The 16513-nt window shown below is 54.7% G+C and carries 14 protein-coding genes; all 14 read left to right on the top strand.

The genetic code is table 11. The annotated features are described in order from the left end of the window. The first annotated feature begins 7 nt into the window (after positions 1-7). Entirely contained in the window at positions 8-754 is a 747-nt protein-coding gene (wcaE, locus tag ACLJRU_RS05350; protein ID WP_000480129.1) for a colanic acid biosynthesis glycosyltransferase WcaE, read from the top strand. Between the two features lie 15 nt (positions 755-769). Then, positions 770-1324: a colanic acid biosynthesis acetyltransferase WcaF gene (gene wcaF, locus ACLJRU_RS05355; protein ID WP_001153603.1), complete on the top strand. Its 555-nt coding sequence runs from the start codon at positions 770-772 to the stop codon at positions 1322-1324. Positions 1325-1347: 23 nt separating this feature from the next. Beyond that, the gene (gene gmd, locus ACLJRU_RS05360; RefSeq protein WP_000048160.1) at positions 1348-2469 is read left to right on the top strand and encodes a GDP-mannose 4,6-dehydratase; all 1122 of its coding nucleotides are present in this window, start codon (positions 1348-1350) and stop codon (positions 2467-2469) included. Between the two features lie 2 nt (positions 2470-2471). Next, positions 2472-3437 carry a GDP-L-fucose synthase family protein gene (locus tag ACLJRU_RS05365; protein ID WP_001540378.1) on the top strand — a complete coding sequence of 322 codons (966 nt, stop codon included), beginning with the start codon at positions 2472-2474 and terminating at the stop codon, positions 3435-3437. 2 nt (positions 3438-3439) lie between these two features. Then, on the top strand, positions 3440-3913 hold the full coding sequence (locus ACLJRU_RS05370; RefSeq protein ID WP_001521534.1) for a GDP-mannose mannosyl hydrolase: 474 nt from the start codon (positions 3440-3442) through the stop codon (positions 3911-3913). Next, positions 3910-5133 (top strand): colanic acid biosynthesis fucosyltransferase WcaI, encoded by a 1224-nt coding sequence (gene wcaI / locus ACLJRU_RS05375; protein ID WP_001540376.1) that lies wholly within the window; start codon positions 3910-3912, stop codon positions 5131-5133. The genes ACLJRU_RS05370 and wcaI overlap by 4 nt, the downstream gene beginning before the upstream one ends. After that, positions 5130-6572 (top strand): mannose-1-phosphate guanyltransferase, encoded by a 1443-nt coding sequence (cpsB, locus tag ACLJRU_RS05380; RefSeq protein WP_000605946.1) that lies wholly within the window; start codon positions 5130-5132, stop codon positions 6570-6572. The genes wcaI and cpsB overlap by 4 nt, the downstream gene beginning before the upstream one ends. Positions 6573-6682: 110 nt before the next feature. Continuing rightward, positions 6683-8053 carry a colanic acid biosynthesis phosphomannomutase CpsG gene (gene cpsG, locus ACLJRU_RS05385; protein WP_001540374.1) on the top strand — a complete coding sequence of 457 codons (1371 nt, stop codon included), beginning with the start codon at positions 6683-6685 and terminating at the stop codon, positions 8051-8053. A gap of 53 nt (positions 8054-8106) precedes the next feature. Then, the gene (gene wcaJ, locus ACLJRU_RS05390) at positions 8107-9501 is read left to right on the top strand and encodes an undecaprenyl-phosphate glucose phosphotransferase (protein WP_000183155.1); all 1395 of its coding nucleotides are present in this window, start codon (positions 8107-8109) and stop codon (positions 9499-9501) included. Positions 9502-9602: 101 nt separating this feature from the next. After that, complete coding sequence (wzxC, locus tag ACLJRU_RS05395) at positions 9603-11081, top strand: colanic acid undecaprenyl disphosphate flippase WzxC (RefSeq protein ID WP_000058682.1); 1479 nt, start codon at positions 9603-9605, stop codon at positions 11079-11081. Positions 11082-11102: 21 nt separating this feature from the next. Then, positions 11103-12383, top strand: a complete 1281-nt coding sequence (gene wcaK, locus ACLJRU_RS05400; protein ID WP_000770902.1) for a colanic acid biosynthesis pyruvyl transferase WcaK — start codon at positions 11103-11105, stop codon at positions 12381-12383. Then, entirely contained in the window at positions 12380-13600 is a 1221-nt protein-coding gene (gene wcaL / locus ACLJRU_RS05405) for a colanic acid biosynthesis glycosyltransferase WcaL (RefSeq protein WP_038394011.1), read from the top strand. Before wcaK ends, wcaL begins: the two co-directional genes overlap by 4 nt. Before the next feature lie 10 nt (positions 13601-13610). Further along, positions 13611-15014 (top strand): colanic acid biosynthesis protein WcaM, encoded by a 1404-nt coding sequence (gene wcaM, locus ACLJRU_RS05410; RefSeq protein WP_023235050.1) that lies wholly within the window; start codon positions 13611-13613, stop codon positions 15012-15014. Between the two features lie 177 nt (positions 15015-15191). Next, complete coding sequence (gene galF / locus ACLJRU_RS05415) at positions 15192-16085, top strand: GalU regulator GalF (protein WP_410957180.1); 894 nt, start codon at positions 15192-15194, stop codon at positions 16083-16085. Positions 16086-16513: the final 428 nt, after the last annotated feature.

A 16513-nucleotide genomic window follows, 5' to 3' on the forward strand; every position in this document is an offset into this window, starting at 1 on the left:
TGGTGGCATGTTTTTAAGCGTCGTTACCGTCGCCTTTCGCAATTACGAAGGGGTGGTAAAAACCTGGCGCTCGCTGCGCAATCTGGCGCGCGATCCGGGTCTGTCATTTGAATGGATCGTAGTGGATGGCGGTTCGGAGGACGGCACGCGCGAATTTCTGCAAAAACGTCACGGTGAGTTTAACCTGCGTTTTATCAGTGAAAAGGATCGCGGTATTTATGATGCCATGAACAAAGGCATTGCGCTGGCGCAGGGGCGCTATACCCTGTTTCTTAATTCCGGGGATGCGTTCCATGATGATGCCGCGCTGTTTGTCCGCCAACTGGCGCGGCAAAAGGGCGAGGCGATATATATTGGCGACGCGCTGCTGGATTTCGGCGGCGGGCATAAAATACGCCGGAAGGCTAAACCCGGGTATTATATCTACCATAGTTTGCCAGCCAGCCATCAGGCGATATTTTTCCCGACGGCAGCGTTAAAAAAGTATCCTTATGATCTGCAATATCATGTCTCTTCAGATTATGCGCTGGCGGCCCGTCTTTATAAAGCAGGCTATCCTTTTCGGCGAATTAACGGACTGGTATCTGAATTTTCGATGGGCGGCGTGTCAACCTCGAATAATCTGGAATTATGTCAGGATGCAAAAAATGTACAGCGAAAAATATTACGTGTGCCAGGATTTTGGGCGCAATTATCCTATTTATTACGTCTGAAAACGACGGGTAAAACAAAAGCGCGGTATAACAAAGTCTAATCACCGGGAGTTATTATGCAGGATCTTAGCGGCTTTACGGTGCCGAAAGGGTTCCGCGGCGCTAATGCGCTAAAAGTACAATTATGGTGGGCGGTACAGGCGACATTATTCGCCGGATCGCCGCAAATATTGTATCGCTGGCGAGCCTTTTTGCTGCGTCTGTTTGGCGCCAAAATTGGAAAGAATGTGGTTATTCGACCGTCAGTAAAAATTACCTATCCGTGGAAATTAACCGTCGGCGATTATGCCTGGGTAGGCGACGATGCTGTGTTATATACGTTGGGTGAAATTAATATTGGCGCACATGCGGTCATTTCACAAAAAGGGTATTTGTGTACCGGTAGCCATGATTATACCAGCGCCCATTTCGATATTAACGCCGCGCCGATTGTTATTGGCGAAAAATGTTGGCTGGCGACCGATGTTTTTGTCGCGCCCGGCGTGACGATAGGTCATGGCACCGTCGTCGGCGCGCGCAGCAGCGTATTTAAATCATTACCGGCAAATGCGATTTGTCGGGGCAATCCCGCAGTGGTAACGCGCCAGCGCGTTCAGAAAGTTACTCCCTAACGGGACTATTTGAGGAAATGAAAATGTCAAAAGTCGCTCTCATTACTGGCGTAACCGGACAGGATGGGTCTTACCTGGCAGAATTTCTGCTGGAAAAAGGGTATGAGGTGCATGGTATCAAGCGCCGCGCGTCATCGTTTAATACCGAGCGCGTGGACCATATTTATCAGGACCCGCACAGCTGCAACCCGAAATTTCATCTGCATTATGGCGACCTGACCGACGCCTCCAACCTGACCCGCATTTTACAGGAAGTGCAGCCGGATGAGGTCTACAACCTGGGCGCGATGAGCCATGTGGCGGTGTCGTTTGAGTCGCCGGAATATACCGCCGATGTGGATGCGATGGGCACGCTGCGCCTGCTGGAGGCGATCCGCTTCCTCGGTCTTGAAAAGAAAACGCGGTTCTACCAGGCCTCCACCTCTGAACTGTACGGGCTGGTGCAGGAGATCCCGCAGAAAGAGACCACGCCGTTCTACCCGCGTTCCCCCTATGCGGTGGCGAAACTGTACGCCTACTGGATCACCGTTAACTACCGTGAATCCTACGGTATTTACGCCTGTAACGGCATTCTGTTTAACCACGAGTCCCCGCGTCGCGGCGAAACCTTCGTCACCCGTAAGATCACCCGCGCCATCGCCAATATCGCCCAGGGACTGGAGTCCTGCCTGTATCTCGGCAACATGGACTCGCTGCGCGACTGGGGTCATGCGAAAGATTACGTGCGGATGCAGTGGATGATGTTACAGCAGGAGCAGCCGGAAGATTTCGTGATTGCCACCGGCGTGCAGTATTCCGTGCGCCAGTTTGTGGAGCTGGCGGCGGCGCAACTGGGGATAAAACTGCGCTTTGAAGGCGAAGGCATTAATGAGAAAGGGATTGTGGTATCCGTTACCGGACACGATGCGCCGGGCGTGAAACCGGGCGATGTGATTGTGGCCGTTGATCCGCGTTATTTCCGTCCGGCGGAAGTGGAAACCCTGCTGGGCGACCCGTCCAAAGCGCATGAGAAACTGGGCTGGAAACCGGAAATCACCCTGTCGGAGATGGTCTCCGAGATGGTGGCGAACGATCTGGAGGCCGCGAAAAAACACTCACTGCTGAAATCTCACGGTTACGAGGTGGCCATCGCGCTGGAGTCCTGAGAATGAATAAGCAACGAATTTTTGTGGCGGGCCATCGCGGGATGGTGGGCTCCGCCATTGTACGGCAGCTTGCGCAGCGCGGCGACGTGGAGCTGGTGCTGCGCACCCGCGATGAGCTGGATCTGCTCGACGGGCGTGCGGTACAGGCGTTCTTTGCCGGGGCGGGTATCGACCAGGTTTATCTGGCGGCGGCGAAAGTGGGCGGCATTGTCGCCAACAACACGTATCCGGCGGATTTTATTTATGAAAACATGATGATAGAGAGCAACATTATTCACGCCGCGCACCTGCACAACGTGAACAAACTGCTGTTTCTCGGTTCGTCCTGTATCTATCCGAAACTGGCAAGGCAGCCGATGGCGGAAAGCGAGCTGCTGCAGGGGACGCTGGAGCCGACCAACGAGCCGTATGCCATCGCCAAGATCGCCGGGATTAAACTGTGCGAGTCCTACAACCGGCAGTACGGTCGCGACTACCGTTCGATGATGCCAACCAACCTGTACGGCCCGCATGACAATTTCCATCCGGACAATTCACATGTGATCCCGGCGCTGCTGCGCCGCTTTCATGAGGCCGCGCAGAGCCATGCGCCGGAGGTGGTGGTGTGGGGCAGCGGCACGCCGATGCGCGAATTTCTGCACGTTGACGATATGGCGGCGGCCAGCATTCACGTGATGGAGCTGGCGCGCGAAGTGTGGCAGGAGAACACCGCCCCGATGCTGTCGCACATTAACGTCGGCACTGGCGTGGACTGCACTATCCGCGAACTGGCGCAGACTATCGCAAAGGTGGTGGGTTACCAGGGCCGGGTGGTGTTCGACGCCGCGAAGCCGGACGGCACGCCGCGTAAATTGCTCGACGTCACGCGCCTGCATCAGCTTGGCTGGTATCACGAAATTTCACTGGAGGCAGGGCTTGCCGGTACTTACCAGTGGTTCCTTGAGAATCAGCAACGGTTCCGGGGGTGACAATGTTTTTACGTCAGGAAGATTTCGCCGCCGTGGTGCGGGCCACGCCCCTCATCTCCCTCGATTTCATCGTGGAAAACGGCCAGGGGGAAATTTTACTGGGCCAGCGTCTCAACCGTCCGGCGCAGGGCTACTGGTTTGTGCCTGGGGGGCGGGTGTGCAAAGACGAAACGCTGGAGGTCGCCTTTGCACGCCTGACGCAGGCGGAACTGGGCGTGCGTCTGCCGCTGGCAGCAGGGACGTTTTATGGCGTCTGGCAGCACTTCTATGACGACAACTTTTCCGGTGAGGATTTTTCAACTCACTACATCGTGCTCGGCTTTCGTCTGCGCGTGGCGGAGAGCGATTTACGCCTGCCTGACGCGCAGCATGGCAGTTACCGCTGGCTGACGCCGGAACAGCTTCTGGCAAGCGACAATGTTCATGAGAACAGTCGGGCCTACTTCCTTCCTGACGCGCCGGCGGTGGGCTTATGAAGATCCTGGTCTATGGCATTAACTATTCGCCGGAACTGACCGGTATCGGCAAATATACCGGCGAAATGGTGGCGTGGATGGCGCGGGAAGGCCATGAGGTGCGGGTCATTACTGCGCCGCCGTACTACCCGCAGTGGAAGGTCGGCGAGCGCTATTCCGCCTGGCGCTATCGCCGGGAAGAGGGCGAGGCTACCGTCTGGCGCTGCCCGCTGTATGTGCCGAAACAGCCCTCCACCTTAAAACGACTGCTTCATCTGGGGAGCTTTGCATTGAGCAGTTTTTTCCCACTGATGGCGCAGCGTCGCTGGAAGCCGGATCGGATTATCGGCGTTGTACCGACGCTCTTTTGTACGCCGGGAATGCGCCTGCTGGCGACACTCTCCGGCGCGCGTACCGTACTGCATATTCAGGATTACGAAGTGGACGCCATGCTCGGCTTAGGAATGGCGGGAAAAGGCAAGCGCGGCAGCGTAGCGCGGTTAGCGACGGCCTTTGAACGCAGCGCGCTGCGTAACGTTGATAATGTTTCGACCATCTCTCGCTCCATGATGAATAAAGCGCGGGAAAAGGGCGTCGCGGCGGAAAAAATCCTCTTTTTTCCGAACTGGTCGGAAGTGGCGCGCTTTCAGGACGTTAATGACGCTGACGTGACGGCTTTGCGTCAGCAGCTTGGCTTGCCAGAGGGCAAAAAAATTGTGCTCTATTCCGGCAATATCGGCGAAAAGCAAGGGCTGGAAAAGGTAATTGACGCCGCGGAACGATTACGCGATCGACCGTTGATTTTTGCGATTGTCGGCCAGGGGGGCGGCAAGGCGCGGCTGGAGAACATGGCCCGCGAACGCGGCCTGCCAAATATTAAATTCCTCCCGCTGCAGCCTTACGACGCCTTACCCGCGCTGCTGAAAATGGGCGACTGCCATCTGGTGGTGCAAAAGCGCGGCGCAGCGGATGCGGTACTGCCCTCCAAGCTGACTAACATTCTGGTGGTCGGCGGTAATGCGGTGATTACCGCTGAGCCGCACACCGAATTAGGACAACTTTGCGCGCGCTATCCGGGCATCGCCGTTTGCGTGGAACCGGAGTCGACCGACGCGCTGGTCAACGGGATTAGCCAGGCGCTCGCCATGCCGAAAAACAACACGACGGCACGTGAATACGCCGAACGCACGCTCAATAAAGAGAACGTGCTACGCCAATTTATTGCAGATATTCGGGGATGATAATGCGTCAGACAAAACTTTACCCGGTTGTGATGGCCGGTGGCTCCGGTAGCCGATTGTGGCCGCTTTCTCGCGTGCTTTATCCAAAACAGTTTCTGTGCCTGAAAGGCGATCTCACCATGCTGCAAACCACCATTTGCCGTCTGAACGGCGTGGAGTGCGAAAGCCCGGTGGTGATCTGTAACGAACAGCACCGTTTTATCGTTGCCGAACAGCTCCGCCAGCTCAATAAGCTGACGGAGAACATTATTCTTGAGCCCGCCGGGCGCAATACCGCGCCGGCGATTGCGCTGGCGGCGCTGGCGGCGACGCGCCAGCATACGGACTGCGATCCGCTGATGCTGGTACTGGCGGCGGATCATGCGATCGCCAATGAAGAGGCCTTCCGCGACGCGGTGCGCGGCGCCATGCCCTATGCCGACGCGGGCAAACTGGTGACCTTCGGTATCGTGCCGGATCTGCCGGAAACCGGCTATGGCTATATCCGGCGTGGTGATGTCGTGCCGGGCGCGACGGATGCGGTGGCTTTTGAGGTGGCGCAGTTCGTTGAGAAGCCGGGGCTGGAAACCGCTCAGGCCTACGTCGCCAGCGGCGATTACTACTGGAACAGCGGCATGTTTCTGTTCCGTGCCGGACGCTATCTGGAAGAGCTGAAAAAGTTCCGCCCCGATATTCTGGCCGCCTGTGAACAGGCGATGCGCGGCGTCGATCCGGATCTTGACTTCATTCGTGTGGATGAAGAGGCCTTCCTCGCCTGTCCGGAAGAGTCCATTGACTACGCGGTGATGGAGCGAACGGCGGACGCGGTGGTGATGCCAATGGACGCGGGCTGGAGCGATGTCGGCTCGTGGTCCTCGCTGTGGGAAATCAGCGCCCACACCCCGGAGGGAAATGTCCACCACGGCGACGTCATCAGCCATAAAACGGAAAACAGCTACGTTTACGCCGAATCCGGCCTGGTGACCACCGTCGGTGTGAAGGATCTGGTGGTGGTGCAGACCAAAGACGCCGTGCTGATTGCCGATCGCCACGCGGTGCAGGACGTGAAAAAGGTGGTGGAGAAGATCAAGGCCGACGGACGCCATGAGCACCACATGCACCGCGAGGTTTACCGTCCGTGGGGCAAATACGACTCCATCGACGCGGGCGAGCGCTATCAGGTGAAGCGCATTACCGTCAAGCCGGGGGAAGGACTGTCGGTGCAGATGCACCATCACCGCGCCGAGCACTGGGTGGTGGTGGCGGGGACCGCCAGAGTCACCATCAACGGCGAGGTTAAGCTGCTCGGTGAAAACGAGTCCATCTATATTCCGCTGGGGGCGACCCACTGCCTGGAAAATCCGGGAAAAATACCGCTCGATTTAATTGAAGTACGTTCCGGCTCGTATCTCGAAGAGGACGACGTGGTGCGGTTCGAGGACCGTTACGGGCGGGTCTGACGCCTGCAACGGTGCCCGGTAAGCGCAACGCGCCATCCGGCAATGAATAACAATAACGATGTTGGCTATTTACGGTCAGGGCTAACTGTTGCCTGAAGAAGGGTAAGCACATGACAAAATTAACCTGTTTCAAGGCCTACGACATTCGCGGCAGGCTGGGCGAAGAGCTCAATGAAGATATCGCGTGGCGGATTGGCCGCGCCTACGGCGAATATTTAAAACCGAAAACCGTCGTGCTGGGCGGCGACGTGCGCCTGACCAGCGAGGCGCTGAAGCTGGCGCTGGCGAAAGGGTTACAGGACGCGGGCGTCGACGTGCTGGATATCGGTATGTCCGGCACCGAAGAGATTTACTTCGCCACCTTCCACCTCGGCGTGGACGGCGGTATTGAAGTGACCGCCAGCCATAATCCGATGGACTACAACGGTATGAAGCTGGTGCGCGAGGGCGCCCGCCCGATAAGCGGCGACACCGGTCTGCGCGACGTTCAGCGTCTGGCGGAAGCGGGCGACTTCCCGCCGGTGAACGAGGCCGCGCGCGGCAGCTACAGACAAATCAGCCTGCGCGACGCCTACATCGACCACCTGCTGGGGTATATCAGCGTTAACAATCTCACCCCGCTGAAGCTGGTGGTGAATTCCGGCAACGGCGCGGCGGGGCCGGTCATTGACGCCATCGAAGCGCGTCTGAAGGCGCTGGGCGCGCCGGTGGAGTTCATCAAAATCCACAATACCCCGGACGGCACCTTCCCGAACGGCATTCCCAACCCGTTGCTGCCGGAGTGTCGCGACGACACCCGCAAGGCCGTTATTGAACACGTGGCGGACATGGGCATCGCCTTTGACGGCGACTTCGACCGCTGCTTCCTGTTCGATGAGAAAGGGCAGTTTATCGAGGGGTACTACATCGTCGGGCTGCTGGCGGAAGCGTTTCTGGAAAAACACCCGGGGGCGAAGATTATCCACGACCCGCGCCTGACCTGGAACACGGAGGCAGTGGTGACGGCGGCGGGCGGGACGCCGGTGATGTCAAAAACCGGGCACGCCTTTATCAAGGAGCGGATGCGTACGGAGGATGCCATTTATGGCGGGGAAATGAGCGCGCATCACTATTTCCGTGATTTTGCCTACTGCGACAGCGGGATGATCCCGTGGCTGCTGGTGGCGGAGCTGGTATGCCTGAAGGGGCAGTCGCTGGGTGAGCTGGTTCGCGACCGGATGGCGGCGTTCCCGGCGAGCGGGGAAATCAACAGCAGACTGGCGGAGCCGGCGGCGGCCATCGCGCGGGTGGAAGCGCACTTTGCGGAAGAGGCGCAGGCAGTGGACCGCACGGACGGCCTCAGCATGTCGTTCGCCAACTGGCGTTTCAACCTGCGCTCGTCGAACACCGAACCGGTGGTGCGCCTGAATGTGGAATCACGCGGCGATATTCCGCTGATGGAAGCGCGAACACGCACTCTGCTGGCGCTGCTGAATCAGTAACGTCAGATCGCTCCTTACCGCCTGCGGGTAAGGGGCCAATCACAGGAACAACGATGACAAATCTAAAAAAGCGCGAACGAGCCAAAACCAATGCATCGTTAATCTCTATGGTGCAACGCTTTTCAGATATCACCATCATGTTTGGCGGGCTGTGGTTCATCTGTGAAGTCAGTGGACTGCCATTCCTGTACATGCACCTGTTGGTGGCGCTGATTACGCTGGTTGTTTTTCAAATGCTGGGCGGGATAACCGATTTTTATCGCTCCTGGCGCGGCGTCAAAATGTCGACAGAGTTAACGCTGTTACTGCAAAACTGGACGCTGAGCCTGATCTTCAGCGCCGGTCTGGTGGCGTTTAATGATGACTTTGACAACCGCCTTGCCACCTGGCTGGCCTGGTATGCGCTGTCCAGCCTGGGCTTAGTGTTATGCCGTTCATTTATTCGTTTTGGCGCGGGCTGGCTACGCAATCGTGGTTATAACACTCGCCGGGTCGCCGTCGCCGGAGATTTGCCTGCGGGCCAGGCGTTGCTGGATAGCTTCCGTAATGAGCCGTGGCTGGGTTTTGAGGTGGTGGGCGTCTATCACGATCCTAAACCGGGCGGCGTCTCTGCTGACTGGGCCGGGAACTTCGAGCAGTTAATTGACGATGCGAAAGCCTCGCGAATTCACAATGTTTATATCGCCATGTCGATGAGCGACGGCGCCATGGTGAAAAAACTGGTGCGCGAGCTGGCCGACACCACCTGCTCGGTGATCCTTATTCCCGATGTGTTCACCTTTAATATTCTCCACTCGCGCGTGGAGGAGATGAGCGGCGTTCCGGTCGTTCCGCTGTATGACACGCCGCTATCAGGGATTAACCGTCTGCTTAAACGGGCAGAAGATATCGTGCTGGCGTCGCTGATTCTGCTGCTCATCTCACCGGTACTGTGCTGCATTGCGCTGGCGGTCAAATTGAGCTCGCCCGGGCCGGTGATTTTCCGTCAGACGCGCTACGGGATGGACGGCAAGCCGATCAAGGTCTGGAAGTTCCGCTCAATGAAGGTGATGGAGAACGATAAGGTCGTTACCCAGGCGACGCAAAACGATCCGCGCGTCACCCGGGTAGGTAACTTTTTGCGTCGTACCTCGCTGGATGAATTGCCGCAGTTTATCAACGTATTAACTGGCGGGATGTCCATCGTCGGTCCTCGCCCGCACGCGGTGGCGCATAACGAACAGTATCGTCAGTTGATTGAAGGTTACATGCTACGCCACAAGATGAAGCCGGGCATCACCGGCTGGGCGCAAATTAATGGCTGGCGCGGTGAGACCGATACGCTGGAGAAAATGGAAAAACGCGTGGAATTCGACCTGGAATACATCCGCGAATGGAGTATTTGGTTCGATATCAAAATCGTTTTTCTGACGATTTTTAAAGGGTTTGTTAATAAAGCGGCGTATTAAGAACCTGACCCACAAGGCTATTTTACTTGCCATATTGCACCAGGGCAGTGCTCAATCTGGCTGCGCCAATGACGCCTTGTGAACAGGTTCTGGAGAAAAGAATGAGTTTACGACAAAAAACGATCAGCGGCGCTAAATGGTCGGCTATCGCCACGATAGTGATTATCGGTCTGGGGTTAATTCAGATGACGGTGCTGGCGCGGATCATCGACAACCACCAGTTTGGCCTGTTGACCGTCTCGCTGGTGATTATCGCGCTGGCCGACACGATCTCGGACTTTGGCATCGCGAACTCGATTATCCAGCGTAAAACGATTGGGCATCTGGAGCTGACCACGCTCTACTGGCTAAACGTTGGGCTTGGGATTGTGGTATTTGCGGTGGTCTTTTGGCTGAGCGATGCGATTGCCCATGTTTTGCATAATCCGGATCTCGCGCCGTTAATCAAAACGTTGTCGCTGGCGTTTATCGTGATCCCTCACGGGCAGCAGTTCCGCGCGCTGATGCAAAAAGAGCTGGAGTTCAATAAGATCGGCATGATCGAAACGACCTCCGTGCTGGCGGGGTTCACCTTTACGGTGATTAGCGCCCATTACTGGCCGCTGGCGCTAACCGCGATTCTCGGCTATCTGGTGAACAGCGCGGTGCGGACGCTGCTCTTTGGTTACTTTGGCCGCAAGATTTACCGTCCGGGGCTGCATTTTTCGCTGGCATCGGTGTCCACGAACCTGCGTTTTGGCGCGTGGCTGACGGCGGACAGTATCGTCAATTACATCAACACGAATTTATCGACGCTGGTACTGGCGAGAATTCTCGGCGCAAGCGTCGCCGGGGGATATAACCTCGCGTACAACGTGGCGGTTGTGCCGCCGGCGAAGCTTAACCCCATCATTACTCGCGTGCTATTTCCGGCATTCGCCAAAATCCAGGACGATACTGAGAAGCTGCGCGTCAACTTCTATAAGTTGCTTTCCGTGGTGGGAATTATCAATTTTCCCGCGCTGTTGGGCCTGATGGTAGTGGCGAACAATTTTGTGCCGTTAGTGTTTGGCGAGAAGTGGAACAGCATTATCCCGATCCTGCAATTGCTGTGCGTGGTGGGGCTGTTGCGCTCGGTCGGCAACCCGATTGGTTCGCTGCTGATGGCGAAAGCGCGCGTGGATATCAGCTTTAAGTTCAACGTCTTTAAAACGTTTCTGTTTATCCCGGCAATTCTCATTGGCGGCCATCTGGCGGGGGCGATTGGCGTGACGCTGGGGTTCCTGGTGGTGCAAATCATCAACACCATTCTGAGCTATTTCGTGATGATTAAACCGGTACTCGGCTCCAGCTATCGTCAGTATATTCTCAGCCTGTGGCTACCGTTTTATCTCTCATTGCCAACATTTATTACCAGCTACGGCGCAGGAAAGCTGGTCGACGGTTATTTACCGTTGTCGGGGGTATTCGCGCTACAGGTTATGGTCGGTATTTTGAGTTTTATTTTAATGATTATTTTTTCACGCAATGCGCTGGTGATGGAAATTAAAAATCAGCTTGTTGGCAGTGCAAAAATGAAAAAGTTATTACGTGTCGGATGACGGGGATATAAGAGGCTATTTATGAAATTATTAATTTTAGGCAACCACACATGCGGCAACCGTGGTGATAGCGCCATTATGCGCGGTTTGCTTGATGCCATCCGTCAACAGGCGCCAGAGGCGGAAATGGATGTAATGAGTCGTTTCCCGGTGAGTTCCGCCTGGTTGCAGGGGCGCCCGATTATTGCCGACCCGCTGTATCAGTTAAGCCAGAAACAGCAGGCGGCGGCAGGGCTTAACGGTCGGGTAAAAAAAGTATTACGCCGTCGTTTTCAGCATAAAATTTTATTGTCTAAAGTCGCCCAGGAAGGATCGCTGCGTAATTTTGCTATCGCGCCGGAATTTGCCGAATTCGCGCAATTTATTGCGCAGTATGACGCCGTCATTCAGGTGGGTGGTTCAAACTATGTCGACTTATATGGTTTGACTCACTTTGAATATCCGCTGTGCGCGTTTATGGCGAACAAACCAATTTATATGGTGGGACATAGCGTCGGCCCTTTCCAGAACCCTGACTTTAACCAGCTCGCCAATTATGTTTTTGGGCGCACCAGTGCGCTGATCCTGCGTGAAACCGTCAGCCGCGATCTGATGACCGCCGCGCAGATCGATACCCGGAAAGTGGAGCAGGGGGTGGATACCGCCTGGTTAGTCGAACGCCGTCACGACGAGTTTGTCGCCAGTTATGCTGTGCAGCACTGGCTGGACGTCACCGCGCGCCGCAAAACCGTCGCGATTACGTTGCGCGATCTGGAGCCGTTTGATAAACGCCTGGGCACCACTCAGCAGGCCTATGAGCAGGCATTTGCCCAGGTCGTGAATCGCCTGATTGCGGACGGTTATCAGGTACTGGCGCTGTCAACCTGCACCAGTATCGATCGCTATAACCGCGATGACCGGATGGTTGCGTTACGGATGGCGAAGTATGTAAACGACTCAGAGCATTTCCATATCGCGATGGACGAACTCAATGACGTGGAAATCGGAAAGATCCTCGCCTCCTGCGTACTGACCATCGGGACGCGCCTGCATTCCGCCATTATCTCCATGAATTTTGGCACACCCGCCATCGCCATTAATTATGAACATAAATCCGCCGGGATTATGCAGCAGCTAGGCCTGGCGGAATTGGCCATCGATATCCGTCACTTGCTGAACGGTTCATTACAAAGCGTGGTGGCCGATACGCTCAATCAATTGCCTGCGCTAAAGGCAAAAGTGGCTAACGCCGTTACCGAGGAGCGGGCGAAAGGGTTCACGATGATCAAATCCGTTCTCGACAGAATTCGGGAGGAACAATGAAAGTCAGCTTTTTTCTGCTGAAATTTCCACTCTCATCGGAAACCTTTGTGCTGAATCAGATTACTGCGTTTATTGATATGGGCCATGAGGTGGAGATTGTCGCGTTACAAAAAGGCGATACCCAACATACTCATGCCGCCTGGGAGAAGTATGGCCTGGCGGCGAAAACCCGCTGGTTACAGGATGAGCCCCAGGGACGGCTGGCGAAACTGCGCTACCGGGCATGTAAAACGCTGCCGAGGCTGCATCGGGCGGCGACCTGGAAAGCGCTCAATTTTACCCGCTATGGCGATGAATCACGCAATTTGATCCTTTCCGCGATTTGCGCGCAGGTGAGCCACCCTTTTGTGGCGGATGTGTTTATCGCACACTTTGGTCCGGCGGGCGTGACGGCGGCCAAACTACGCGAACTGGGCGTGCTTCGCGGCAAAATAGCGACTATTTTCCACGGGATTGATATTTCCAGCCGCGAAGTGCTCAGTCATTACACGCCGGAGTATCAGCAGTTGTTTCGTCGTGGCGATCTGATGCTGCCCATCAGCGAACTGTGGGCCGGTCGCCTGAAAAGTATGGGCTGTCCGCCGGAAAAGATTGCTGTTTCGCGCATGGGCGTCGACATGACGCGTTTTTCCCATCGTTCGGTGAAAGCGCCAGGGATGCCGCTGGAGATGATTTCCGTCGCGCGCCTGACCGAGAAAAAAGGCCTGCATGTGGCGATTGAAGCCTGTCGGCAACTGAAAGCACAGGGCGTGGCGTTTCGCTACCGCATTCTGGGGATTGGCCCGTGGGAACGTCGGCTGCGCACGCTCATCGAGCAGTATCAGCTAGAGGATGTCATTGAGATGCCGGGGTTTAAACCGAGCCATGAAGTGAAGGCGATGCTGGATGACGCCGATGTTTTTTTGCTGCCGTCGATTACCGGTACGGATGGCGATATGGAAGGTATTCCGGTAGCGCTGATGGAGGCGATGGCGGTAGGGATTCCCGTGGTATCTACCGTGCATAGCGGTATTCCGGAACTGGTGGAGGCCGGCAAATCCGGCTGGCTGGTGCCGGAAAACGATGCGCAGGCGCTGGCGGCCCGACTCGCTGAGTTCAGCCGGATTGACCACGACACGCTGGAGTCGGTGATCACGCGCGCCCGTGAAAAAGTGGCGCAAGATTTTAACCAGCAGGCGATTAATCGCCAGTTAGCCAGCCTGCTACAAACGATATAAACGAGGTGGTATGCCCGCGACTAAATTCTCCCGACGTACCCTCCTGACGGCAGGTTCTGCGCTTGCTGTTCTTCCTTTCCTGCGCGCCTTGCCGGTACAGGCGCGTGAACCTCGCGAGACCGTCGATATTAAGGATTATCCGGCGGATGACGGTATCGCCTCGTTCAAACAGGCCTTCGCCGACGGACAGACCGTGGTCGTACCGCTAGGATGGGTGTGTGAAAATATCAATGCGGCGATAACGATTCCGGCGGGAAAAACGCTGCGGGTACAGGGCGCGGTGCGTGGGAATGGCCGGGGACGGTTTATTTTGCAGGACGGGTGTCAGGTGGTGGGGGAGCAGGGCGGCAGTCTGCACAATGTGACGCTGGATGTTCGCGGGTCGGACTGTGTGATTAAAGGCGTGGCGATGAGCGGCTTTGGCCCCGTCGCGCAAATTTTCATCGGTGGTAAGGAACCGCAGGTGATGCGTAATCTCATTATCGATGACATCACCGTTACCCACGCCAACTACGCCATTCTCCGCCAGGGATTTCATAACCAAATGGACGGCGCGAGGATTACGCATAGCCGCTTTAGCGATTTACAGGGGGACGCCATTGAGTGGAATGTCGCGATTCACGACCGCGATATCCTGATTTCCGATCATGTCATCGAACGCATTGATTGTACCAATGGCAAAATCAACTGGGGGATCGGCATCGGGCTGGCGGGTAGCACCTATGACAACAGTTATCCTGAAGACCAGGCAGTAAAAAACTTTGTGGTGGCCAATATTACCGGATCTGATTGCCGACAGCTTGTGCACGTAGAAAATGGCAAACATTTCGTCATTCGCAATGTCAAAGCCAAAAACATCACGCCCGATTTCAGTAAAAATGCGGGTATTGATAACGCAACGATCGCAATTTATGGCTGTGATAATTTCGTCATTGATAATATTGATATGACGAATAGTGCCGGGATGCTCATCGGCTATGGCGTCGTTAAAGGAAAATACCTGTCAATTCCGCAAAACTTTAAATTAAACGCTATTCGGTTGGATAATCGCCAGGTTGCTTATAAATTACGCGGCATTCAAATTTCCTCCGGCAACACCCCCTCTTTTGTCGCCATCACCAATGTACGGATGACGCGTGCTATGCTGGAACTGCATAATCAACCGCAGCACCTCTTCCTGCGTAATATCAACGTGATGCAAACTTCAGCGATTGGCCCGGCGTTAAAAATGCATTTCGATTTGCGTAAAGATGTCCGTGGTCAATTTATGGCCCGCCAGGACACGCTGCTTTCCCTCGCTAATGTTCATGCCATCAATGAAAACGGGCAGAGTTCCGTGGATATCGACAGGATTAATCACCAAACCGTGAATGTCGAAGCAGTGAATTTTTCGCTGCCGAAGCGGGGAGGGTAAGTACCGCTATTTTTACGAAAATTCCTGGGAAAAAGTTGTTCATACTTAATGTTATGGTGCCGACTAAGACGTAATGTAAAGCGTGCCATCATTATCCCTGGCAGCAGAGTAATTCATGCTGGCGAAAACAAGCTAAAGAGCTATAATTCAGCAACCATTTTACAGGTGGAAGAAACAATGATGAATTTGAAAGCAGTTATACCGGTAGCGGGTTTGGGTATGCATATGTTGCCTGCCACCAAGGCAATCCCAAAAGAGATGCTACCGATCGTCGACAAGCCAATGATTCAGTACATTGTCGATGAGATTGTGGCTGCAGGGATCAAAGAAATCGTACTGGTGACTCACGCGTCTAAAAACGCCGTTGAGAACCACTTCGACACCTCTTATGAACTTGAATCACTTCTTGGACAGCGCGTTAAGCGTCAGCTTTTGGCGGAAGTGCAATCTATCTGCCCACCGGGCGTGACGATTATGAACGTTCGCCAGGCGCAGCCGTTAGGACTGGGGCATTCTATTCTGTGCGCGCGTCCGGTCGTGGGCGATAACCCTTTCATTGTGGTACTCCCGGATATTATTATTGATGATGCTACCGCCGATCCGCTGCGCTATAACCTTGCGGCGATGGTGGCGCGTTTCAATGAAACGGGTCGCAGCCAGGTGCTGGCGAAGCGCATGAAAGGTGATTTATCGGAGTATTCCGTTATCCAGACGAAAGAACCTCTGGATAATGAAGGCAAAGTCAGCCGGATTGTGGAGTTTATCGAAAAACCGGATCAGCCGCAGACGCTGGATTCCGATTTGATGGCGGTAGGCCGTTATGTGCTTTCAGCCGACATCTGGGCGGAACTGGAAAGAACCGAACCGGGCGCCTGGGGCCGCATCCAGCTCACCGATGCCATTGCTGAGTTGGCGAAAAAACAGTCGGTTGACGCGATGCTAATGACGGGTGACAGCTATGACTGCGGTAAAAAAATGGGCTACATGCAGGCATTTGTGAAGTACGGGCTGCGCAACCTGAAAGAAGGAGCGAAGTTCCGTAAGAGCATAGAGCAGCTTCTGCATGAATAAGTATTAACAACCGTGATAAATGGTTGGTGATAAACATAATAACGGCAGTGAACATTCGAAGCGGCAAGTTGGCTGAAACGAGTGTTGACTGCCGTTTTAGTTTTGTATAAAGGGCTTAAGTAACAAGGGGTTATCTGGAGCATTTTAATGCTGATTTTATAAGATTAATCCTTGTTTCCGGATGCAATTAATAAGACAATTAGCGTTTAAGTTTTAGTGAGCTTTGCCCTGCCGGGCGAGGTCTGTAACAAGTCGATATGTACGCAGTGCACTGGTAGCTGATGAGCCAGGGGCGGTAGCGTGTCCTGAATAATTATAATATCGTATTTATAAAGATTATTTTTAGAAAACAATAAGAATAATTTTTTATTTGAGAGACTTAGCATGATATATTATATTTTTATTGTAATTTTTCCGTTCTTTTCATT

The sequence above is a fragment of the Salmonella sp. SAL00653 genome (assembly GCF_046552515.1).
In the GTDB taxonomy this organism is placed as follows: domain Bacteria; phylum Pseudomonadota; class Gammaproteobacteria; order Enterobacterales; family Enterobacteriaceae; genus Salmonella; species Salmonella enterica.

Coding starts and splice junctions, on each gene's coding strand:
- wcaE (WP_000480129.1), top strand. CDS start 8: ATGTTTTTAAGCGTCGTTACCGTCGCCTTTCGCAATTACGAAGGGGTG.
- wcaF (WP_001153603.1), top strand. CDS start 770: ATGCAGGATCTTAGCGGCTTTACGGTGCCGAAAGGGTTCCGCGGCGCT.
- gmd (WP_000048160.1), top strand. CDS start 1,348: ATGTCAAAAGTCGCTCTCATTACTGGCGTAACCGGACAGGATGGGTCT.
- ACLJRU_RS05365 (WP_001540378.1), top strand. CDS start 2,472: ATGAATAAGCAACGAATTTTTGTGGCGGGCCATCGCGGGATGGTGGGC.
- ACLJRU_RS05370 (WP_001521534.1), top strand. CDS start 3,440: ATGTTTTTACGTCAGGAAGATTTCGCCGCCGTGGTGCGGGCCACGCCC.
- wcaI (WP_001540376.1), top strand. CDS start 3,910: ATGAAGATCCTGGTCTATGGCATTAACTATTCGCCGGAACTGACCGGT.
- cpsB (WP_000605946.1), top strand. CDS start 5,130: ATGATAATGCGTCAGACAAAACTTTACCCGGTTGTGATGGCCGGTGGC.
- cpsG (WP_001540374.1), top strand. CDS start 6,683: ATGACAAAATTAACCTGTTTCAAGGCCTACGACATTCGCGGCAGGCTG.
- wcaJ (WP_000183155.1), top strand. CDS start 8,107: ATGACAAATCTAAAAAAGCGCGAACGAGCCAAAACCAATGCATCGTTA.
- wzxC (WP_000058682.1), top strand. CDS start 9,603: ATGAGTTTACGACAAAAAACGATCAGCGGCGCTAAATGGTCGGCTATC.
- wcaK (WP_000770902.1), top strand. CDS start 11,103: ATGAAATTATTAATTTTAGGCAACCACACATGCGGCAACCGTGGTGAT.
- wcaL (WP_038394011.1), top strand. CDS start 12,380: ATGAAAGTCAGCTTTTTTCTGCTGAAATTTCCACTCTCATCGGAAACC.
- wcaM (WP_023235050.1), top strand. CDS start 13,611: ATGCCCGCGACTAAATTCTCCCGACGTACCCTCCTGACGGCAGGTTCT.
- galF (WP_410957180.1), top strand. CDS start 15,192: ATGATGAATTTGAAAGCAGTTATACCGGTAGCGGGTTTGGGTATGCAT.